Origin of the sequence: Streptomyces chrestomyceticus JCM 4735, from assembly GCF_003865135.1 — a bacterium.
Lineage (GTDB): Bacteria > Actinomycetota > Actinomycetes > Streptomycetales > Streptomycetaceae > Streptomyces > Streptomyces chrestomyceticus.
This window is the reverse complement of the sequence record NZ_BHZC01000001.1, coordinates 959,059-982,758: the sequence shown is the minus strand read 5'-3', so window position 1 is coordinate 982,758 and position 23,700 is coordinate 959,059. Positions and strand designations below refer to the sequence as shown.

General features: G+C 73.3%; 4 protein-coding genes. All 4 read left to right on the top strand.

Features of this window, described 5'->3' with window-relative positions; translation table 11 throughout:
* The first annotated feature begins 400 nt into the window (after positions 1-400).
* From EJG53_RS04010 to EJG53_RS03995, 4 genes are read left to right on the top strand one after another with little or no spacing between them, the layout of a single operon-like run.
* Entirely contained in the window at positions 401-1,276 is an 876-nt protein-coding gene (locus tag EJG53_RS04010; RefSeq protein ID WP_244954963.1) for an ACP S-malonyltransferase, read from the top strand.
* Positions 1,277-1,279: 3 nt separating this feature from the next.
* Complete coding sequence (locus tag EJG53_RS04005) at positions 1,280-1,570, top strand: acyl carrier protein (RefSeq protein WP_125043625.1); 291 nt, start codon at positions 1,280-1,282, stop codon at positions 1,568-1,570.
* Positions 1,558-3,549 (top strand): asparagine synthase (glutamine-hydrolyzing), encoded by a 1,992-nt coding sequence (gene asnB, locus EJG53_RS04000; protein WP_125043624.1) that lies wholly within the window; start codon positions 1,558-1,560, stop codon positions 3,547-3,549. Before EJG53_RS04005 ends, asnB begins: the two co-directional genes overlap by 13 nt.
* The gene (locus EJG53_RS03995; protein ID WP_125043623.1) at positions 3,546-23,648 is read left to right on the top strand and encodes an SDR family NAD(P)-dependent oxidoreductase; all 20,103 of its coding nucleotides are present in this window, start codon (positions 3,546-3,548) and stop codon (positions 23,646-23,648) included. Before asnB ends, EJG53_RS03995 begins: the two co-directional genes overlap by 4 nt.
* The last annotated feature ends 52 nt before the right edge of the window (positions 23,649-23,700 follow it).

The following is a 23,700-nucleotide window of genomic DNA, read 5'->3' as shown; positions in this document are numbered from 1 at the left end:
GTGCCGGACCGTAACCGGATCCATCCGGAAAGTGATCATGGCATATGTGGCGAGGCGTTCAAAGATCGGCAACCAGCCATAGGCAATCGTCCGGCAAGCGGAACGACAAGGAAGCGGAAAGCCGCGGCGGGGTGGCCGGCAGTCGTCCGCCAGCGGCCGGACCAGGGGGCCGCAAGGGGAGTGGCACACGATGGCGCCGGCCCGCCCGCCGGTCCGGCCGGCGACCGTCGCCGGAACCGGGAGGGCGCGTCGCACCGGACCGAAGCAACCACCTCGCGAACAGGGACGACATGCTCACAGAAGGCCACGACAGCAGCGCCGGGCGCCGTCCGGCGCACCGCGGCACGGACCGCACCGGCTCCCCGGCCGCCCGCCGGCCCGCGACCGCCTGAGGGGTGCCGTGCGCTCAGCGATCCTCTTCCCCGGCCAGGGGGCGCAGTTCCGCGGTATGGGCGCGGACGTCTTCGGACGGTATCCCGGTCTCACCCGGTTCGCCTGCGACCTCCTGGAATACGACCTCGTCGCGCTGTGCCTCGACGACCCGGACGGACTGCTTTCGCAGACGCGGTACACCCAGCCCGCCCTCTACACCGTCAACGCGCTGCACACCTTCGAACGCGTCCGGCGCGAGGACCGGCCGGCCGACTGCTATCTCGGGCACAGCCTCGGCGAATACAACGCCCTTCTGGCGGCGGGCGTATTCGATTTCGAGACGGGGCTCAAGCTCGTCAAGAAGCGTGGCGAACTCATGGCCGCGGCGAGCGGCGGCGGAATGACCGCCGTCCTGCACACGACCGCCTCCCGGCTGGACGAGATCCTCGCGCAGGACGGCATCGACGGCATCGACGTGGCGGGGTACAACACCGACGAGCAGATCGTCGTGGCCGGCCCCGCCGGACCGCTGAGCGCCCTGCACGCCGCACTGCAGCGCAGGAAGATCCGCTTCGCGCCGCTCCGGGTCAGCGCGCCCTTCCATTCCCGTTACATGGCGTCCGCCCGCGCCGAATTCGAGGAACACCTCCGGAAATTCACCTTCGCCGAACCGGACGTGGACGTCATCGCCAACGTCACCGGACGGCCGTACGAAAAGGGTTCCGTCGTCTCCACGCTCAGCGCGCAACTGGTCGAACCGGTGCGCTGGACGGACAGTGTCCGCCACCTCCTTTCCGCCGACCCCGCGACGGAATGCGAAGAGGTGGGCGGAAAGTCACTGCTGCGCATGGTGGAAAAGATCCGGGCCGCCACCCCGCCCTCACTCCCCGACCCCAGGACCTGAGTCATGAACAGAACGCAGAAGATCCAGCAATTCATCGAAGAGCGCTTCCTCGTCGAATTCGGTGATGAGGTGACGGCCGAGACGGACCTCTTCAAGGCGGGAGTCATCGACTCCTTCGGCTACATCCAGCTCATGTCCTTCATCGAGGACGAGTTCGCGCTGCGGATCTCCGACGACGATCTTCTCGCGAACGTCTTCGTCTCGCTCGCGGACCTCGACGCCTTCGTCGCGGGGGTGGCCGAAAAGAGTGCCCGGGCGGGTGCCGGACAAGGAGGCGTACCGTGTGCGGACTAGCCGGCTTCATCGCCCCTGCGCTCCCGGCCGACGACGCGCCCGGGGTCATCACCACGATGCTGGGACACATCCGGCACCGCGGCCCGGACGAGGCCGGGTACTACCTCGACGACGGTGTCACGATGGGCGCCGTACGCCTGTCGATCGTCGGCCTCGCCACCGGCGCGCAGCCCATGGCGGATCCCGGCGAGCGGTACTGGATCTGCTTCAACGGTGAACTGTACAACCACATCGAACTGCGCGAGGAACTGCGCCGGCTCGGCCGGCCGTTCCGCACCGACTCCGACACCGAAGTGGCGCTCCAGGCCTGGATCCAGTGGGGAGAGGCGTGCCTGCCGCGCTTCAACGGGGCCTTCGCCCTCGCGATCCGTGACGCGCACTCGGGCGACCTCGTCCTCGCGCGTGACCGGTACGGCAAGCGCCCGCTGTTCTACACCGACCACGGCGGCGCCTTCCTCTTCGCGTCGGAGATGAAGGCGTTCCGCGCGTTCCCGGGCTTCGGTTTCGCCCTCGACCCGCGCGAGCTGGCCTCCGTCTACGCCCTGTGGACCCCGCTGCCCGACCGCACCCCGTTCCAGGGCATCCGCCAGCTCCCGGTCGGCGGCGTGCTGACCGTCCGCGGGGACCGCCGCACCCTGCGCACGTACGAGGAATTGCGGGTCGACGCACCGGCGTTCACCGGTACGGAGGCCGAGGCGGCCGCCCACGTCCGGGAGGCGCTGCGCACCAGCGTCGGACTGCGCCTGCGCAGCGACGTCGAGGTCGGCGTCTACCTCAGCGGCGGCCTCGACTCGTCCATCGTCACCAAGCTGGCCACCGACCTCTCGCCGCACCAGGTGCGCACCTTCTCCGTCCAGTTCGAGGAGGCGTCGTTCGACGAGTCGGACAGCCAGCGGGTGGTGGCCGACCACCTCGGGACGCGGCACTCCGCCATCTCCGTCACCGGCGCGGACATCGCCGAGGGGTTCGAGTCGGCGGTGTACCACGCCGAGGTCCCTGCCTTCCGTACCGCCTTCGTGCCGATGTACCTGCTGTCGCGCCACGTACGGGACGCCGGGATCAAGACGGTCCTCAGCGGCGAGGGGGCGGACGAGGCGTTCCTCGGCTATTCGCTCTTCCGCGAGACGCTGCTGCGCGCCTCCTGGGACGAGCTGGACGAGGACGAGCGGCAGCGCAGGCTCGCGGGCCTCTACCCGGAGCTGGAGCATTTCGGCCCCGCGCACCGCAAACACCTCACCGGCCTGTTCCGCCAGTTCTCCACCGAAAGCCTCCCGGGCCTCTTCTCCCACGAACTCCGCTACCAGAACGGCCGTTTCGCCGTACGGCTCCTGAAGGAACGCGACGAACCGTTCGCGGACCTCCTCGCCATGGTGCGCTCGGACCCCCGGTACGCGGCCCTGTCGCCGGTGCAGAAGGCACAGTGGCTCGAATACAAGACGCTGCTGGCCGGCTACCTCCTGTCGACGCAGGGGGAGCGCATGAGCCTGGCCCACAGTGTCGAGAACCGCTGCCCGTTCCTCGATCCCGCCGTCGTCCGCGCGGCCGCCTCGGTGAATCTGCGCTTCGACGACGGATTCGAGGAGAAGGCGATTCTCAAGAAGGCGTTCCACGGCGAACTGCCGGAATCGAGTCTGACCCGGCCCAAACAGCCCTATCGCGCGCCGGGGGCCGCCGTCTTCAAGAAGCAGCGCCCCGACTATCTCGAACTGCTGCTCTCCGACGCGGAGCTGGACAGGCTCGACTGCGTCGACCCCGTCTTCGCGAGAAAACTCGTCAACAAGATCATGACCACCCCTGACGAGCAGATCAGCACCAAAGAGGACCAGGCGTTCGTCTACCTGCTCTCGACCGCCGTCCTCAACCAGCAGTTCGTCCTCGACCGGGAAAGGTATATGGGAACCCCATCCGCAGCCGGACTCAACCTGCGTACGACCGTGGACCACCGCCGGGCGCGGCTGAGCGCCGGAGGAACCCGATGAGCGATCCGCAGTCCCCGCACCCGGACGACGTGGCGGTCATCGGCCTCGCCCTCCGCTTTCCCGGTTCCGAGAGCCTTCCGGAGCTGTTCGGCCATCTCACCGCGGGCCGGTCACTGATATCCGAGGTACCGCCCGAACGCTGGTCCAAGGAGCGCTATTTCGGCGAGCCGAAGAGCGGCACCGACCGTACGAGCAGCGTCTGGGGCGGCTTCATCGAGCACGCCGACCGTTTCGACGCGGCGTTCTTCGGCATCTCGCCGCGGGAAGCCGAGAGCATGGACCCGCAGCAGCGGTTCGCGCTGGAACTCTCCTGGCAGGCGATCGAGGACGCCGGATACCGGGCGAGCGCCTTCGCGGGCACCCGGACCGGTGTCTTCATGGGCGTCTGCCACGCCGACTACGCGGAACTCATGGAGCGCGAGAAGGCGCCCACCGACGTGTACTTCCCCACCGGTACCGCGTATTCCGTCATTGCCAACCGCGTCTCGTACTTCTTCGACTTCCAGGGCCCGAGCATCACCAACGACACCGCGTGCTCCAGCTCGCTGGTCTCGGTCTACGAAGCGGTCACCGCGCTCCGCAACGGCGAGTGCGGCCTCGCCCTGGCCGGCGGCGTCAACCTGGTCTGGTCACCGAAGCACTTCGTAGCCTTCAGCCAGGCCGGCATGCTCTCGCGCACCGGCCGCTCGCGCGCCTTCGACCAGGACGCCGACGGGTACGTACGGGGCGAGGGCGGCGCGGTCCTCGTGCTGAAGCCGCTCGCCCGGGCGCTGGCGGACGGCGACCAGGTGCACGCCGTGATCAAGGGCATCGCCACCAACCACGGCGGGCGCACCAGCTCCCTGACCGTCACCAACCCGGCCGCGCAGGCGGACCTCGTCGAAGGGCTCTACACGAGCGCCGGCATCCGTCCCGACTCGGTGACGTACATCGAGGCGCACGGGCCGGGCACCCCGGTCGGCGACCCGATCGAAGTGATCGCGCTCAAGCGGGCGTTCCGTGCCCTGCACGCCGCGCACGGCACCGAGCCGCGGCCGGAGAGCTGCGGCATCGGATCGGTCAAGACCAACATCGGGCACCTCGAAGGCGCCGCGGGCGTCGCGGGAATGGTCAAGGTGATCGGCGCCCTCGCCTGCCGGACGCTGCCCGCGACGGTCAACTTCACCCGGCAGAACAAGCTGGTCAAGCTCGACGGCAGCCCGTTCCGCATCGTGCGCGACACCCAGCCCTGGGACGCGCCGCCGCCCGCGCCCGACGGCAGCGCGGCGCCGCGCCGCGCGGGCGTCAGCTCCTTCGGCTTCGGCGGCACCAACGCGCACGTGGTGCTGGAGGAACACCTGCCCGCGGCCGACGACGCGCCGGACACCGAACCCGGCGGCCCGCACCTCGTACCGCTCTCCGCGAAGACCCCCGATCGGCTGCGCGCCGTCGCCCGCGCCCTCCTCGGCCACCTGCGCGCGCAGGAGGCGGAAGACGGGGACGGCCCCACCGCCGGGCTGCGCCCCGCACAGCGGCTCGCCGACATCGCGTACACCCTGCAGACCGGCCGCGAACCGATGGCCGCACGCGTCGCGTTCCTGGTGAGCGACCGCGCCGAACTGGCCGCGTCCCTCGACGCCTTCCTGGACGGCACGCTCGCGGACTCCGCCGTGCACACCGGCGCCGGGACGGCGGCCGACGACGCGGCCGGACTCCTGGAGACCGCGACGCGCTGGGTCGAAGGCGGCCCGGACGAGGACTGGGCGGCGCGATACGCCACGCAGGACGAGAGCGCCCGTCCGCGACGCGTACGGCTGCCCGTCTACCCGTTCGCCCGCGAACGCCACTGGTTCCGGGCCCCCACGGAGGACGGCGCGCCGGACGCGGGCCCGGCGCTGCACCCGCTCCTCCACCGCAACACCTCCAGCCTCTTCGAGCAGCGCTACACCTCCGCTTTCACGGGCGACGAGCCCTTCCTCGCCTCCCACCAGGTACGCGGCGCCCGCGTGCTGCCCGCCGCCGCGTACGTGGAGATGCTCCGTGCCGCGGTGGTGGCGGCCGTGGGCCACGGCGACGGTACGGGCCCGGCGGTCCGCCTGCGCGACATCGCGTGGCTGCGCCCGCTGGTCGTGGCCGACGCCCCCGCCGAGGTGCAGGTGGGACTCTTCCCCGGGGAGAACGACGACGGCACCGTCTCGCTCACCGTGTACACGGGCCCGTCGGCGCTCGACCCGTCGGCCGTCGTCCACTGCTGGGGCACCGCCGAGACGGATGCCCCCGAGGAACCGCCGGCCCTCGACCTCGACGCGCTGCGCGCGGCCTGCCCCACCCCGCACGATCCCGCGGACGCGTACGCCGCACTGCGTGAGCAGGGCCTCCAGTACGGCCCCGGGATGCGCGGCATGGCCGAACTCCAACTGGGCGAGACGGAACTGCTCGTCCGGATCGAACAGCCGCGCTCCGACGACGAGGGCACCGGGCATGTCCTGCCGCCCAGCGTGCTGGACGCGGCCCTCCAGGCGACGCTGGTCCTGATGGCGCACACCGCGCCCGGCCCGGCCGCCGGACCGGCGCTGCCCTTCACGCTGGACCAGGTGGACATCCACCGGCCCTGCGCCTCCGGCACCTGGGCCTGGGTACGGCGCAGCGGCGACAGCGGCGGCGCCGACACCTTCGACATCGACCTGTGCGACGCCGAGGGCGTCGTCGGCGCCCGCCTGCGGGGACTGGTGCAGCGCACCGCGCCGGCCGACGACGTATCCGCCCAGCCCGGCACCCCGGCCGGCGGCGGCGCCGCGCCGCGCGTCGTCGCGGGCACCTGCCGCTGGGTGGACGCGCCGCCCGCCACGGACGGGTCCGGTACCACCACGGACGGGCCCGGCGCCACCACGGTGCACGGCTTCCTCGCGGGACGGGCCGCCGGTCATGCCGCCGTGGTCGCGACCGCCGCCGGAAGCCCCGTGACCGCACTGCCCGCCGTCACCGCCGACCGGGTGGCCGACGGCGTGGACGCCGTGCTCGAACTCCTCGTCGGACACCTGCGGGACGTGCTCGGCGCCAGACCGGACCGGCCCCACCGCTTCGTCGTCCTCGTGGACGACCGGGTGCCCCGGCACTTCCACGCGCCGCTCACCGGCCTCTTCCGGACCGCCGCCCTGGAGAACCCGCTCGTCGGCGGACGCCTGGTCCGCGTCGCCGGACTCGACACCGCCACACCCGAGCGGATCGCCCGCATCCTCGCCGAGGAAGGCGCCGACCCGTACGACGCCTGCGAACTCCGGCGCACCGAAGACGGCGCCGGGACGCGCCAGGAGTGGCGGCCCGTGGACGTCGCGCTCGGCGACGGGCCGCACGTGCCGCCGCTGAAGGAAGGCGGCGTCTACTGGGTGACCGGCGGCCTCGGCGGGCTCGGGCAGCACCTGGCGCGGTACTTCGCGCGCTGCCCCGGCGTCACCGTCGTACTGAGCGGCAGGACGGAACTCCCGGAGACGGGCGACACCACCCTCGCCGCACTCCGCGAATCCGGTGTCGACGCGCACTACGTGGCCGCCGACATCGCCCGCAAGGACGACGTGGAGCGCGCCGTCCGCACCATCACCGGCGAGCACGGCCGGCTCGACGGCGTCGTGCACGCGGCGGGCGTCCTGCGCGACGCGTACCTGCTGCACAAGGACGCCGCCGACATTCCCCTGGTGACGGCGCCCAAGGTACGCGGCGCGCTGCACCTCGACGCCACGACCCGCGACCTCGCGCTCGACTTCTTCGTCGTCTTCTCCTCCGTGGCGGGCGTGTACGGAAACTCCGGACAGGCCGACTACGCCGCGGCCAACGCCTTCCTGGACGCCTTCGCGCAGCACCGCCAGGCCCTCGTCGGCGTCGGGGAACGCTCCGGCCGCACCGCCGCCGTGAGCTGGCCCCTGTGGGCCGACGGCGGTATGACGGCCGACGCCGTGACGCGCGCGACGATGCGGGCGGAACGCGGCTGGGAACCCCTGCCGACCGAGGACGGCCTGCGCGTCCTGGGGCGCGTCCTGGACGACGACGCCCCGAGTCACGTCGTCGTCGCTTTCGGGGCGGACGCCACCGTCGGCCTTGAGCGCCGTCTGCCCGCCGCCGAGGCGGCACCGGTCGCGTCCGGCACGTCCGGTGAGCCCATGACCGGCCCGGAGCTGGACGACGGCGAACTTCTGGAGCGTACGGCCGACCTGCTCAAGCACCACCTGAGCGAGGTGCTCCACCACGACCCCGCCGCGATGGACCCGGCGGTCAACCTCGTCGAGTACGGGATCGATTCGCTCAGCATCCTGGAGATGACCGCGCGCCTCGAAGCGCTCTTCGGACAACTGCCGAAGACGATCTTCTTCGAGTACCTCACGATCGAAGGCGTCGCCGAGTACTTCGCCGGGACGCACCGGGACAAGCTCCTGGCCGTACTGGGAGCGGCGGACGAGCCGGAGACCGCAGGCGACACGCAGGCGACAGCGGTCGCCGCACCGCCCGCCCCGCGCGCCCGCTTCACGCGCCCCGCACCGGCCCGGCCCGCCGCACCCGCCCCCGGAGCGTCCGGCGCCCCCAGGGACCGCGACGACCGCCACGACATCGCCGTCATCGGCGTCTCGGGCACCTACCCGGGCGTGGACACGCTCGACGAGCTGTGGACGCTCCTCGAAGAAGGCCGCCACACCTTCGAAGAGGTCCCGCGCGACCGCTGGGACCACGACGCGATCTACAGCCCCGACCGGGAGGTCCCCGGCAAGAGCGCCATCCGCACCGGCACCTTCCTCCGTGACATCGACCGGTTCGACCCGCGTTACTTCCGCGTCTCCAAGCGCGACGCGGAACTGATGTCCCCGGAGGTGCGCCTCTTTCTCCAGACCGGTGTGGAAGCCCTGGAGGACGCGGGGTACTCCCGTGAGACCCTCCAGCGGCAGTACGACGGTGACGTGGGCGTGCTCGTCGGCGCCATGAGCAACCACTACGGGCTGCACGGCTTCCAGAACAGCCTGCTGCGGGGCTCGCCCGCCAGCGGCAGCTACACCGGGACGCTGCCCAACATGCTGTCGTACTTCTACGGGTTCACCGGACCGTCGATCTTCCTCGACACGATGTGCTCCGGCTCGTCCACCTGTGTGCACCAGGCCGTCCAGATGCTGCGCGCCGGCGAGTGCCGGATGGCCGTGGCGGGCGGCGTCAACCTGCTGCTGCACCCCTACAACCTCGTCACCTCCTCGCACGAGCACTTCACCACCGCCACCTCCGACGTGATCCGCAGCTTCGGGCTCGGCGCGGACGGCACGATCCTCGGCGAGGGCGTCGGCGCCGTCGTCCTCAAACCGCTCACCGAGGCCGAACGCGACGGCGACCACGTGTACGGGGTCATCAAGGGCACCGCCCTGTCCAACGCGGGCGCCCGCAACGGCTTCACCGTCCCCAGCCCGCACGCCCAGGCCCGCGCGATCGACAAGGCGGTCCAGGACGCGGGGATCGACGCCCGCACGGTCAGCTACGTCGAAGGGCACGGCTCGGGGACGTCGCTCGGCGACCCCATCGAGGTCAGGGCGCTGACCACCGCCTTCCGCAAGCACACGGAGGACTCCGGGTTCTGCGCCCTCGGCTCGGTGAAGTCCAACATGGGGCACCTGCTGCACGCGGCCGGCATGGTCGGCCTGGCGAAGGTCCTCCTCCAGTTGGACAAGCGCACCCTCGTCCCGTCGCTGCACAGCGCGGAACTCAACCCCGACATCGACTTCTCCGGCACGCCCTTCCGCGTGCAGCGCGAACTCGCTCCCTGGGAACCGGCGGTCACCGAGGACGGCGGACGCACCGTCGTGCACCCGCGGCGCGCCGGGCTCACCTCCATCGGCGCGGGCGGCATGAACTCGCACATCATCATCGAGGAGCACGTCCCGGACCCGGCCGCGCGCCCGTACGACACCACCGACGGCCGCGACGAACTCCTCGTGTTCTCCGCGATGACCGACAGCGCGCTGGAAACGTCCCTCGCCCGCTTCCGTACGTATCTGGAGCAGGCCGACCCGGCCGACCTGCCGTCGATCGCCCACACCCTGCGCGTCGGCAAGAACGAACTGCCGCGCCGGTGGGCCTTCTTCGCCAAGGACATCCCAGGGGCGCTGCGGGCCGTCGAGCGCCGGCTCGCGGGGGACAGCGACCTCGACGCGGCCCTGGGCAGCGACGACCCGCGCGCCGCGGAGGCCCGCGAACTGGCCGTGACCTGGACCGGCGGCAAGAGCGTCGACTGGACCCGGCTGACCGGGACGCGCAGGCTGCGGCGCGTCCCGCTGCCCGCCTACCCGTTCGAGCGGGTGCGGTGCTGGGTGCCGCAGGAGGACGGCGCGCCGTCCGTCCTCGCGCCGCTCGCCCTGCGCGACAAGCTCCACCCGTTCCTCGGCCGCAACGAGTCCGACCTCGACGGCCTGCGCTACGGCCTCGACGTCCACCTGGACGACCTCGGCGACTACGGCTACCAGCAGGACAAGAAGCCCCGCGTCGTCCCCACCTTCGCCGTCGACCTGGCGCTCGCCGCGGCGAAGGTCTCCGGCTTCGCGGCCGACCCCGTGGTCCGCGGCCTGCGGCTGCCCGCCCCGGTCGCCTGGGACACCACCGAGCGGCTGGTCACGACGGTGATCGAGCCCCCGGGCGAAGGCGCGGCGACCGGCGCGGTGTTCGCGCAGGACGCGTCCGGCGCCCGTACGCTCGTCGCCGCCTTCGAGGCGTACGACGCACAGGAGGCGGGCCCGCCCGCCCGGCACTCCGAGCGCGGCGCGTCCCCCGCCGGCCTGCGCGGCAGCGCGGTCCGTGCGCTCGGCGCGGACGAGGTCCGGACGGAGCTCGCCGAGGGCGGCCTCGTCCACCCGGCGCTGCTCTCCGGGGTCACGGGCGCGTACTGGCTGTCCGACGGGCGGCTCGTCCTCGACGTCACCGCGCCGGAACTGCGGCGCGACACCGTACGGCGCAACGTCACCATCGCCCCGCACGTCCTCGCGGCCGTCACCCAGGGCCTGCGGCTGGACGCGAAGCACCGCGGCCTGCCGCAGTGGCGGGAGACGCGGCCGCACCGGATCGCGGAAGTGCGCGTCCTCGGCGCGGCGGGTGACGGCGAGGTGGCGCACGTCGTCCTCGTGCCGGACCCTGCTCCGGCCGGCAACAGGCCGTTCGAGGGAACGATCCGGCTGCTGGACGGCAGCGGCGGGGTGCTCGCGGAGTGCGTGGGTGTGAGCTGCGAGGACGACGGCGGCGTACGTGACGACGTACCGCACGCACCGCGCGAGCGGCAGCGCGTTCCGCGCGCGGAACCCGAGGCTCCCGGCGACGGCCTCACCGCGTTCGTCGTCGCCGAGCTGCGGACCCTGGCGTCCGGCATCCTCAAGTACGAGCCCGCCGAACTCGACGCCCACACCGGCTTCGACGCCTTCGGCTTCGACTCGATCTCCTTCGTCACCTTCGCCCGGCTCATCGGCGAACGGTTCGGCGCCGAGGTGACGCCCGCCGCGTTCTTCGACGTGAACACCTTCGACGCGCTGGCCCGGCACCTCGTCGCGGAGTACGGGGAGCCCGTGCGGGCCGCGTACGAGCGGCCGGGGAGCGCCCCGGCGGCGGCCACCGTCACCTCCGAGCCGACGGCTTCCGTACGGACCGCACCGGCTCCCGCCCCCGCGTCGCCCCCGGACCCCTCGCAGCCCGTCGCCGTCATCGGCGCCGCGGGCCGCTTCCCCGGCGCGCCCGACCTCGACACCTACTGGGCCAACCTCGTCGCGGGCCGGGACTCGGTCACCGCCTTCCCGCTGGACCGCTACGACGCCACGTACCGCCGTATCGCCGAGGCCGCCGACTTCCCCCGGCACGCCGGAGTCCTGGACGACGTGGACGCCTTCGACGCGGATTTCTTCCGCGTCTACCCGCGCGAGGCGGAGCTGATGGACCCGCAGCACCGCCTCGCTCTCGAAACGGTCTGGAGCGCGCTGGAGGACAGCGCGTACACACCCTCCGACCTGCCACGGAACACCGGCCTGTTCCTCGGCGTCTCGGGCACCGACTACGCGACGCTGCTCACGACGTACGGGGTCGAGCCGGACGCGTTCACCTCGACGGGCAACGCGCACTCGATGCTCGCCAACCGCATCTCGTACGTGCTGGACCTGCGCGGGCCCAGTGAGCCGGTCGACACCGCCTGCTCCAGCTCGCTGGTCGCCGTCCACCGGGCCGTCGAGGCCATCCGGTCGGGCGCCTGCGACGCGGCCGTGGCCGGCGGGGTCAACCTGCTGCTCAGCGTGGACACCTTCGTCAGCGCGCACCGCGCCGGGATGCTGAGCCCGGACGGCCGGTGCAAGGCCTTCGCGAGCGACGCGGACGGGTACGTGCGCGGCGAAGGCGTCGGCGCCGTGGTGCTCAAGCCGCTGGCCGCGGCCGAACGGGACGGGGACGCGATCCTCGCGGTGCTGCGTGGCAGCGCGGAGAACCACGGCGGCCGGGCCAACTCCCTGACCGCACCCAACGCCGACGCCCAGGCCGAACTGGTCACCACGGCGCTGCGCGGCACCGACCCCGACACCGTCGGCTACATCGAGGCCCACGGGACGGGCACCGCCCTGGGCGACCCCGTCGAGGTACGGGCCCTGCAGACCGCGTTCCGCAGGCTCGGCGCCACCGGCCGGGCCGCCTGCGGACTCGGGTCGGTCAAGACGAACATCGGACACCTGGAGGCGGCCGCCGGCATCGCGGGGCTCCTGAAGGTCGTCCTCGCGATGCGGCACGGCGTCCTTCCGGCGACGCTGCACTGCCGCGAGATCAATCCGTACATCGAACTCGACGGCGGCCCGTTCCGGATCGTGCGCGAGAACGAGGAGTGGCCGCGCCCGCGCACGGCGGACGGCGGGTCCGCGCCCCGGCGCGCGGGCGTGAGCAGCTTCGGCTTCGGCGGCGCCAACTGCCATGTCGTGGTGGAGGAATACGTGCAGGACGATGCCGGTACCGAGGCCCTGGAGGCCAGCGAGACAGTGGACACCACCGACACCACCGACGTGATCGTGCCCTTGTCGGCACGGACGCCGCAGCAACTGACCGAGGCGGCGGGAAACCTCCTCGCGTACCTCGAAGGCCCCGACCCGGCGCCCCTCCGCTCGGTCGCCTGGACCCTCCAGGCGGGACGCCAGGCGATGGCCGAGCGGGTGGGCTGGGTGGTCCGCTCGCGCGGCGAACTCGTCGGCAAGCTGCGCGCGTTCGTCAGCGGCGGGGAGCGGCCGGAGGGCGAGGCGGCACGCAGTCAGGTGCTGGCGCGCTGGACCGAAGGCGCGGCCGTCGACTGGCGCGCGCTGTACGGGCCGCGCGTGCCGAAGCGGGCCCATCTGCCCACGTATCCGTTCGCCCGCGGGCGCTACTGGATTCCCGGAACGCGTTCCGAGGCAGCTCCTGAGGTGGCTGCCCCTGAGGTGGCGTCCGACGACAGCCCTGTGATCGGTACGACACTGCTGACGCCGCGGTGGACTCCCCGTCCGGCCCCGTCGAGCACCGACGCCGGCAGTACCGCCGACCACCGCGTCGTGCTCCTGTGCGGCGCACTCACCTCCGCGCGCGGTGCGGTCGAGCGGAGCGTGCCCGGTGTGCGCTGCATGACCGTCGAGTCGGCCAAGCAGCGCTTGGACAGCCGCTTCAGAGACGTGTCACAGCAGGTCTTCGCGATGGTCCGGGACGTCGCCGCCGACGCGACCGTCGGCCGCACCACCCTCGTCCAGGTCGTGACACCGGCGGACGGTGACGAGGCGGTCAACCTGGCGCTCGCCGGGCTGCTCCGTACCGTGTCCCTCGAAACGCCGGCTGTGAAAGGCCAGTTGATCGCGTTCCGTGGCGCCCGCACGGATGACGCGGTTGCCGCCGCCGTCGTGGCGGACGCCCGCGACACGGACGCCGACCTGGTCCGCCACGAGGGCGCTGAGCGCTCCGTACGGACCTGGCACCCGGCAGCGCCCCCGGCGGACACTGCGGACACTGCGGATCTGCCGTGGCGCGCGGGCGGCGGATACCTGATCACCGGCGGCGCGGGCGGTATCGGCGCGGCCGTGGCCCGCCGCATCGCGCGGGACGTCGAACACCCGGTGCTCGTCCTCGTCGGCAGGTCGCCGCAGGACGACCGGATCGAAGCGCTCCTGGGCGAACTGCGCGCCGCCGGTGCCGTCGCCCGTTACGAGAGCGCGGACGTCTCGCGCTGGGAGGAGGTACGCCACCTCCTCACCCGGGCCCGGGAGCACGCCGGAGAACTCTCCGGGGTCGTGCACGCCGCCGGCGTCCTGCGCGACGCCTCGCTCACCGGCAAGACGGCCGAGGACTGGGAGGAGGTGCTCGCACCCAAGACCGACGGGCTGGTCCACCTCGACCGGGCCACCCGGCACGACCCGCTCGACTTCTTCCTCACCTTCTCCTCGGGCGCCGCGGTCACCGGCAACCCGGGCCAGGCGGACTACGCCACGGCCAACGCCTTCCTCGACGCGTTCGCCGCGCTCCGCGACGCGCGGGTGGCGGTGGGGGAGCGGGCGGGCCGCACCCTGTCGGTCGCCTGGCCGCTGTGGAAGGACGGCGGGATGACCGTCGACGCGGGCACGCTCGCCCACCTGTGGCGCAGCCGTGGCCTGGCGCCCATGGAGACGGAAGACGGGCTCGCGGCGCTCACCGGCGCCTGGCGCCTGGGCGCGCAGCAGGTGTGGGTGTACCACGGTGACGCGGCACGGGTGCCGGGGACTTCGGGCCGTACCGCCGCCGCGCAGGCGCCGGTACGGGCCGGAGCAGCAGCGCAGGCCCCGGTGGACGGGCGCCTCGCGCGCGAAACCCTGCGCCTGCTGGTCGCGCTCTTCGCCCGGGTCACCAAACTGCCCGCGCGGGCCGTGGACGCCGACGGGGAACTGGGCGCGATGGGCCTCGACTCGATCCTGATCGTCCAGTTGAACAAGGAGCTGGCCGCCGTGTTCGCGGACGTACCGACGACGCTCTTCTACGAGTTCCCGACCCTGCGGGCGATCGCCGGGCACCTGGCGGCCGAGCACCCGGAGACGGCCCGCGCCTGGGCCGGTGCACCGGCGACGGCCGGCCCGGAGCCGTCCGGTGAGGCGGTGGCGGACCGTACTCCCGCGCCGTACACCGCCCCCGCGCCCCGCTCCGCCACCCCCGCGGACCGCGAACCCATCGCGATCATCGGTATGAGCGGCCGCTACCCGCAGGCCGCCGACCTCGCCGCCTTCTGGGAGAACCTGAAGGCCGGACGGGACTGCGTCGGGGAGATCCCCGCCGACCGCTGGGCGCTGGACGGCTTCTTCGAGCCGGACCGCGAGAAGGCGGTCGCCACCGGCCGCAGCTACAGCAAGTGGGGCGGCTTCCTGGACGACTTCGCCGCGTTCGACCCGCTGCACTTCCGGATCGCACCGCGGGACGCCTACGCCATGGACCCGCAGGAGCGGCTGTTCCTCCAGGCGGCGTGGCAGGTGTTCGAGGACGCCGGGTACTCCCGCGAGGAGATCGCGCGCCGGCACGGCAAGCGCGTCGGCGTGTTCGCCGGTGTCACCAAGACCGGCCACGGGCGGCACGGCGCGGGACGCCTCCCCTCGGGGGAGACCGTCGTCCCCGCGCTGTCCTTCGCCTCGCTCAGCGCCCGTACGTCCTACGTCCTGGACCTGTGCGGGCCGAGCCTGACCATCGACACCATGTGCTCGGCGTCGCTCACCGCGATCCACGAGGCGTGCGAACACCTCCACCAGGGCGCCTGCGAGATGGCCGTCGCCGGTGGCGTGAACCTGTACCTCCACCCGCTCGACTACGTCGAACTGTGCCGCTCCACGATGCTGTCCACCGACGCCCGCTGCCGCAGCTTCGGCAGCGGCGGCGACGGCTTCGTCCCCGGCGAAGGCGTCGGCTGCGTCCTGCTCAAGCCGCTCTCGCGCGCCCTCGCCGACGGCGACCACATCCGCGCGGTCGTCCGGGGCACCAGCATCAACCACGGCGGCCGGTCCAACGGCTACACGGTGCCCAGCCCCCGCGCCCAGGCGGAACTGCTGCGCGACGCCCTGGAGCGCGCCGGTGTCACGGCACGGGACGTGAGCTGCGTCGAGGCGCACGGCACCGGTACGGAACTGGGCGACCCGATCGAGATCAAGGGCCTGACCAGCGCCTTCGAACAGGACACGGCGGACCGGCAGTTCTGTGCGATCGGCTCGGTGAAGTCGGGGATCGGGCACCTGGAGGCCGCGGCGGGCATCGCCGGGCTCACCAAGGCCGTGCTCCAGCTCCAGCACCGGCAGCTCGTGCCGAGCCTGCACGCCGAGGAGCCCAACCCGAACATCGCCTTCGAGAAGACACCGTTCTTCGTACAGCGCGAGCTGACCCCGTGGGAGACGGCCGGCGGGCCGCGGATCGCGGCGGTCTCCTCGTTCGGCGCGGGCGGCTCGAACGCCCACGTCATCGTGGAGGAGTTCGGCGAGCGGTACGGCACCGGGCCCGTGCCGGCCGCCGGCCGCGACCAGCTCTTCGTGCTGTCGGCCCGTACCCCCGAGCACCTGCGCCGCTCCGCCGAACGCCTGGCGGCCCACCTCGGCGGCGACAGCGCTACGGACATCGACCCGGCCGCCCTCGCCTTCACCCTCCAGACGGGGCGCGAGGCCATGACCGAACGCCTCGCGGTGGTCGCGGCCTCGGCACGGGACCTGCGCAGTGCCCTGCTCGCCCATCTCGACGGGGCGGACACGGTGCCGGGCCTCCACCGGGGCACCGCCGGGAGCGCCGAAGGCGCCTTCGCGGAGCTGGCTGCCGACGACGACCTCCAGGAACTGCTGATCGAACGCTGGGTACGGGCCGGGAAGCTGGACCGGCTGGCCGCGCTCTGGGCCGGCGGGGTACCGCTCGACTGGCGCGTACTGCACGGGCCGGACACACCCCGGCGGGTCGCGCTGCCGACGTACCCCTTCGCCCAGGACCGCTACTGGATCGCGGATCTCGACCCGGTGCGCGAGGAGGCCGCACAGGGCGGCCTGCCCGCCGCGCCGCCGCCCGCCACCGATCCGGGGATCGCTGAGCCGTCGAGATCCTCGGAATCCCTGGAGCCCCTGAAGCTCTCCGAGCCCTTGGAAGAGCGGGTCGCCCGCGTGGTGCGGGACAAGCTGGCGCGGGCCCTCGCCATGGGCGAGGACGAGATCGACGGCGCGCTCGCCTTCGCCGACTACGGCGTCGACTCCATCCTCGGCGTCCGCCTCGTCCACGAGCTCAACGAAGCACTCGCCCTCGACCTGTCGACCAGCGTCATCTACGACCACAGCTCGGCCGACCGCCTCACCGCCCACCTGCTCACCGACCACCGGGACGCCATCACGTTCACCGACCCGCCGGTACCGGCCGCCGCCACCCCGGTACCCGCCACCACTCCCACATCCGTCCCCGCATCCACATCCGTCCCCGCACCCGTCACCGCGACCCGCCCCCGGCCCGGCCGCTCCGGACCCGCCGACCCGCGGCCCCCCATCGCCGTCGTCGGCATGAGCGGACGCTTCGCCGGCTCCGACACGCTGGACGAACTCTGGCAGCACCTGGTCGACGGCGACGAACTCGTCACCGAGGCCACCCGCTGGGACCTGGCCGGTCCCGACCCCGCCGACGCGGCGCGCCGCTGCACCCGGGGCGGCTTCCTCGACCGTATCGACGCGTTCGACCCGCTGTTCTTCAACATCTCGGGCGTCGAGGCCGCCACCATGGACCCGCAGCAGCGGCTCCTGCTAGAGGAGTCGTGGAAGGCCCTGGAAGACGCCGGTTACGCGGGACGGCAGCTCAGCGAGCGCCGCTGCGGTGTCTACGTCGGCTGCTGGAACGGCGATTACGCCGAACTGATCGGCGCGGACGCCCCTGCCCAGGCGTTCTGGGGCAACACCGCCTCCTTCATCCCGAGCCGGGTCTCGTACTTCCTCAACCTCAAGGGCCCGGCCGTCGCCGTCGACACGTCGTGCTCCAGCTCGCTCGTCGCCCTCGACCTCGCGTGCAAGGACCTCTGGTCGGGCGAGACGGAGATGGCCCTGGCGGGCGGCGTCTTCGTCCAGTCCACACCGCGGCTGTACGAGCTGGCCGGGCGCGCCAACATGCTCTCGCCGACCGGGCGCTGCCACACCTTCGACCATCGCGCCGACGGCTTCGTGCCGGGCGAGGGCGTCGGTGTGCTGGTCCTCAAGCGGCTGGACGACGCGCTCGCGGACGGTGACCACGTGCACGGGGTGATCCGCGGCTGCGGCACCAACCACGACGGCGCCACCAACGGCATCACCGCCCCGAGTTCCGTCTCGCAGGAGAGCCTGCTGCGCGAGGTGTACGACGGCTTCGGCGTCGACGCCGGGCACATCCAGCTCGTGGAGGCGCACGGCACCGGCACCAAGCTCGGCGACCCCATCGAGTTCGGCGCGCTGACCCGGGCGTTCCGGGCGAGCACCGACAAGACCGGCTACTGCGCGCTCGGTTCGCTCAAGACCAACCTCGGGCACACCCAGTTCGCGGCGGGCGTGGCCGGCGTACTGAAGATCCTGCTCGCGCTGCGGCACCGGCAGATCCCCGCCTCGCTGCACTTCGAGAAGGCGAACGAGGCCGTACCGCTGGACGGCAGTCCCTTCTACCTCAGCACCCGCACCCACGCGTGGCAGGCGCTGCCCGGCGTCCCGCGCCTCGGCGCCGTCAGCTCCTTCGGAGCCAGCGGTACCAACGCCCACGTCCTGGTCGAGGAGGCACCGCCGGTACCGCGCTCCCGGCCGCGTCCGCGGACCCCGGGCCACCTCGTCGTGCTGTCCGCGCACTCCCGTGACCAACTGGCCGAGCAACTGACGCGTCTGGCGGCGCACTGCCGCCGCGAGCCCTCCCCGGACCTCGGTGACCTCGCGCACACGCTCGTCGTCGGCCGGGAGCACTTCGCGCACCGCTTCGCCTGCGTCGTACGGGACCCTGCCGAACTGCTGCGGGTCCTGGACGAAGGGCTCGACGGGCCGCACGCGTTCACAGGAGGCCCCGGCGCTTCCGGCGGAGGCGCGGCGAGCCTCAACGGCAGCACCCAAGGTGCCTCGGGCGACCGTACGGACGCGGAGGTTCTGGCGGGTCTGAAGTCCCTCGCCGAGCGCTACGTACGGGGCCAGGACCTCGATCCCGGCGCGCTGTTCACACCCGGCGCCTACCTGCGCGTGCCCCTGCCGACGTACCCGTTCGCCAAGGAGAGCCACTGGGCGACGGACACCCCGCCCGCCCGGGCCGAAGCGTTCCGGCCCGCGTCGGCGCGGCCTGCCGGGCCCGCCCCGGGCTCCCTCACCGCCGGCGCGCCGTCGCCCGTGCCCGGCACGGCCGGCGCGGTGCGCACCGTCACCGTCCTGACCGGCGACGAACCGATCCTCCGCGACCACTCGGTGGGCGGCCGGCGGGTCCTGCCGGGCGTCGCCCACCTGGAGATGGCCCGCGAGACGGCCCGGCACGCACTCGGCGCCGACGCCACGACCCCGCTGCGCATCCGGGACATCACCTGGGTCCAGCCGCTCGTCGCCGACGGCACGCCCACCGAGGCCGAAGTCCTCGTCACCCCGGTGGACGAGCACACCGTCTCCTTCCGCGTCACCTCCGGGACCGCCGACCCTGCCGTCTGCTCCGAAGGACGCGTCAGCCGCTCCGACACACCGCGCCCGCCGCGTACCGACCTCACGGCGCTCCGCGCGCTCTGCCCGACCCCGGTGACCCCCGAGCGCATCAGCGCGGCGCTGGTGGCGATGGGCATCACCCACGGCCCGTCGCTGCGCGCGGTCCGCGCGGCGCACGTGGGCGACGGCGTGGTCCTCGCCGAACTGCGCATGCCCGACGCCGCCGACCGGCCCGCCACGCCGTACGTCCTGCACCCGGCGCTGATGGACTCGGCCGTACAGGCGTCGATCGCCCTGCAACTGGCCGGGGGAGAGGCGTCCCGCGAAACGGTGGTGCCGTTCGCCCTGGAGCGGCTGGAACTCTTCGCGCCCTGCGCGGACTCCATGTGGGCCGTCGTCCGCGTCGCCGACGACGGCGCGGCGAGCGCCCTCAGCAAACTCGACATCGACCTGCTCGACACCGACGGGGCGGTGTGCGTCCGGATGACCGGCTACACCTCGCGCCGGGTGAAGGAGCCGCTGCCGTCCCTGTTCGCACCCGTGTGGGAGCCGCTGCCGGGTACGGAGACGGACGGCGGCGAGGGGACGGCCGTCCCGTCCCGCACCGACCGGGTCCTGGTCGTCGGCGGTACGGCCGCCGAGCGCGCCGCGGTCGCCGTCCGGCACCCGCGCGCCACGGCCTGGCCGCTGGCCCCGTCCGCGCCGCTCGACGAGGTCACCGCGTTCCTCGCCGCCGCCGGGCCCGTCGACCACCTCCTGTGGCTCGCCCCCGGCACCGCGCCCGCACTCACCGACGCGGCCGCCGTGGTGGCCGCCCAGGAGGAGGGCGTCGTCGCGGCCTTCCGCATGATCAAGGCCCTGCTCCGTACGGACCACGACGCCCGCCCGCTCGGCATCACCCTCGTCACCCGGCGCGGCCTGGCCACCCACGCGGCCGAGGACATCCGCCCGGCCCACGCGGGCCTGCACGGCCTGTTCGGCTCGCTCGGCCGCGAGTACACCAACTGGACGGTCCGGCGCGTCGACCTCGACGAACCCGACGGCACCCCGGAGGAGCCGGACGCCTGGCTCGCAGCCGTCACGGCGCTCCCGGCCCACTCCGGGGGCGACACCTGGGCACGGCGCGCGGGCCAGTGGCTCGTCCGCCGCTGGGCCCCGTGCGACGCCGGTCCCGCGCCGGCCGCTCCGTACCGCGAAGGCGGCGTGTACGTCGTGATCGGCGGCGCCGGGGGCGTGGGCACCGCGTGGACCCAGCACCTGGTCGAACGGTACGGCGCCCACGTCATCTGGATCGGCCGCAGCCCGCACGACGCGTCGGTGGACGCCAAACTGCGCTCCGTCAGCGGCCGCGGCGACGTGCGCTACCTCTCCGCCGACGCCGCCGACCCCGTGGCACTGCGCCGCGCCCACGCCGAGATCAAGGCCCGCCACCCGCACATCCACGGCGTCGTGCAGGCGGCCCTCGTCCTGCGCGACCAGAGCTTCGCCAAGATGGACGAGGCCGCCCTGCGGACGAGCCTGGCCGCCAAGGTCGGCGTGAGCTCGGCCATGGCCGAGGTGTTCTACGGCGAGCCCCTGGACTTCGCGGTGTTCTTCTCCTCGGTCCAGTCCTTCACGACCGCGGCGGGACAGGGCAACTACGCGGCCGGCTGCACCTTCGCCGACGCGTACGCCCACCAGTTGTCCCGGCAGTGGACCTGCCCGGTCAAGGTGCTGAACTGGGGCTGGTGGGGCAGCCTGGGCAGCGCGTCCTCCGACTACCACCGGCGGCGCATGACCGGCTGGGGCTTCGCCTCGATCGAGCCGCCCGAGGCCATGGAAGCGCTCGGCACCCTCCTCGGCGGCCCGCAGCCGCAGCTCAGCTTCACCAAGCTGACCCGGACCGACGCCCTGGAGGCCGTCGACCCCGCCCTCCGCACCACGGTCTACGGACGGTCCCCGGCGCCCCGCGTGACCGTCGGCGCGGCGGACGACCTGGCGGGTGACGCCGCGAACCTGCGCGCGGTGGCCGACTGGCGGCGCACCGCCCGCGACCCGATGCTCGGCCGCATGCTCCGCGGCCACCTCGAAGCGCTCGGCGCCGTCGGCCCGGACACCCCGGCCCCCGGCGACATCACCCGCGACGACGCCCGCCGGATCGCCCGGCAGGCCGGCCTCCTCGACCGCTACACGACCTGGCTCGAACACGCCCTGCGCGTCCTGCCCGACACCGCCCCGCCGCTCGCCACGCTCTTCCGCGAGTGGGACGACCGCCGCGCCGCCTGGTCCGCCGACCCCGACAAGAAGGCCGAACTGGAACTGGTCGACGCCACCCTGCGGGCCCTGCCCGACATCCTGACCGGCCGCACCCGCCCCACCGACGTCCTCTTCCCGCGCGGCTCCGTCGAACTGGTCGAGGGCTGCTACCGCGACAACCGGGTCGCCGACACCTACAACCGCGCACTGGCCGGCGCCGCCGTGGACATCGTCGCCCAACGGCTGCGCCAGAACCCGGACGCGCGCCTGCGCATCCTGGAGATCGGCGCGGGCACCGGCGGCACGAGCGTCGGCCTGTTCGCCGCGCTGCGCCCGTACCGGGACCACATCGAGACGTACACCTACACCGACCTGTCCAAGGCGTTCCTCAACCACGCACGGACCGCCTACGGACCCGACGCCCCCTACCTCTCCTGCACCCGCTTCGACGCCGAACAGCCCCTGGCCGGCCAGGGCATCGAAGCCGGCAGCTACGACCTGGTCGTCGCCGCCAACGTGCTGCACGCCACCCGCGACACCCGCAACACCCTGCGCAACGCCAAGGCCGCCCTGCGCGACGGCGGCTGGCTCCTGCTGAACGAACTGGTGGCGTTCGACGTCTTCAGCCACCTCACCTTCGGCCTGCTGGAAGGCTGGTGGCTGTTCGAGGACGCTCCGCTGCGCATCCCCGGATCGCCCGCCCTGTCGCCCGAGAGCTGGCGCGACGTGCTGCACAGCGAGGGCTTCCCGGAGGTCGTCTTCGTCCTGCCGCAGGCCCGGGAGCTGGGGCAGCAGATCATCGCCGCGGAGAGCGACGGGGTCGCCCGGCAGCGGGTGGTGGGGGCAGAGCGCCGTCCGGTGGCGTCGGTGGCTCCCGTGACACCGGCGGCATCCGTGACGGGGGCGGTTCGTACGGTGGACCGGGCGGCGCCCGAGCCCGCGCCCGAGCTTGTCCGTACGGAACCCGTCCGTAGGGAGTCGGCCCGTACAGAACCCGTCCGTACGGAACCGCTCCTCCCCGTCACACCGGCACCCGCCCCTGCCGCCCCCACCGAGGCCGACCGCGCCGCGACTCTGGCCGCCTACCTCCGCGGCCAGGCCGCCGAGACGCTCGGCGTTCCCGCGGAGCGCATCGACGCCGCCCAGCCGCTCAGCACGTACGGCATGGACTCGATCCTCGTCCTGCAACTGACCAACGCGCTCCGCGAGGACCTCGGCGAGGTCTCCTCCACGCTGCTGTTCGACGCCGAGTCCGTGGACCAGTTGTGCGCCCACTTCCTCACCGCCTCGGCCGACCGCGTGGACGCGCTGGTCGCCCGGCTGCGGCCGGAACCGGCGCCGGAGGAAGCGGCCACCGAACCCGCGCCCTCCGTCGCCCCTCCCGCCCCCGCCGCCCGGGAAGCGGCCCCCGCCGCGGCTTCCGTCAGCGCCCTCTTCCAGGCGGCCTCGCGGAACGGCAGCCTCCAGCAGGGCAGTGAACTGCTGACCGCGGCGGCCCGGCTCCGGCCTCGGTTCACCTCCGCCGAGGCCGGCCACGAGCCGGAGATCCTGCGGCTGGCGGACGGCGTGGAGCGGCCCGCGCTGGTCTGCCTGCCGTCCCTCATCGCCCCCACGGGCCCGTACCAGTACGTGAAGTTCGCCGCCGCACTCCGCGGCCGACGTGAGGTGTGGACCGCCGGACAGCCCGGCTACGGGACCGGTGACGCGCTGCCGCAGACCCTGGCGGACGCGGCGGCGGTACAGGCCGACGCCCTGCTCCGGCGGTTCGCGGGACAGCCGTTCGCCCTCGCGGCGTACTCCTCCGGCGCCTGGCCGGCCCACGAGGTCGTACGGCGCCTGGAGGCGGCGGGAGCCGCGCCGGCCGCGCTGGTCCTGCTCGACTCGCCCGGCTCGACCGGCGGAGCGGACCTGACCGGCGAGTCCCTGTGCCACCGGATGGCCGGGATCTCACGCCTGCTGCTCGACCGGTTCCCCCAACTGCCGCTGGACGGCGACCAGCTCACCGCGATGGCCTGGTACGCGGAGCTGCTGGACGGCTGGCGGCCGGGCCCGGTGACGACACCGACCCTCTTCGTGGCCGCGCGGACCCCCGTGGACCAGTTGCTCGGAGACGGCCGCAGGCCCGCCTGGCAGTTGGAGCACGCCCGCGTGGAGGTGGCCGGCGACCACTTCTCGATGCTCGACGAGCACGCGGAGACGACCGCGCTCGCCGTCCACCAGTGGCTCACCGCGCACCTGTGAGGCCACCGCACGGCACGCCGGGACGGCCCTGCCCGCAGGGCCGTCCCCGGCA

Coding starts and splice junctions, on each gene's coding strand:
- EJG53_RS04005 (WP_125043625.1), top strand. CDS start 1,280: ATGAACAGAACGCAGAAGATCCAGCAATTCATCGAAGAGCGCTTCCTC.
- EJG53_RS03995 (WP_125043623.1), top strand. CDS start 3,546: ATGAGCGATCCGCAGTCCCCGCACCCGGACGACGTGGCGGTCATCGGC.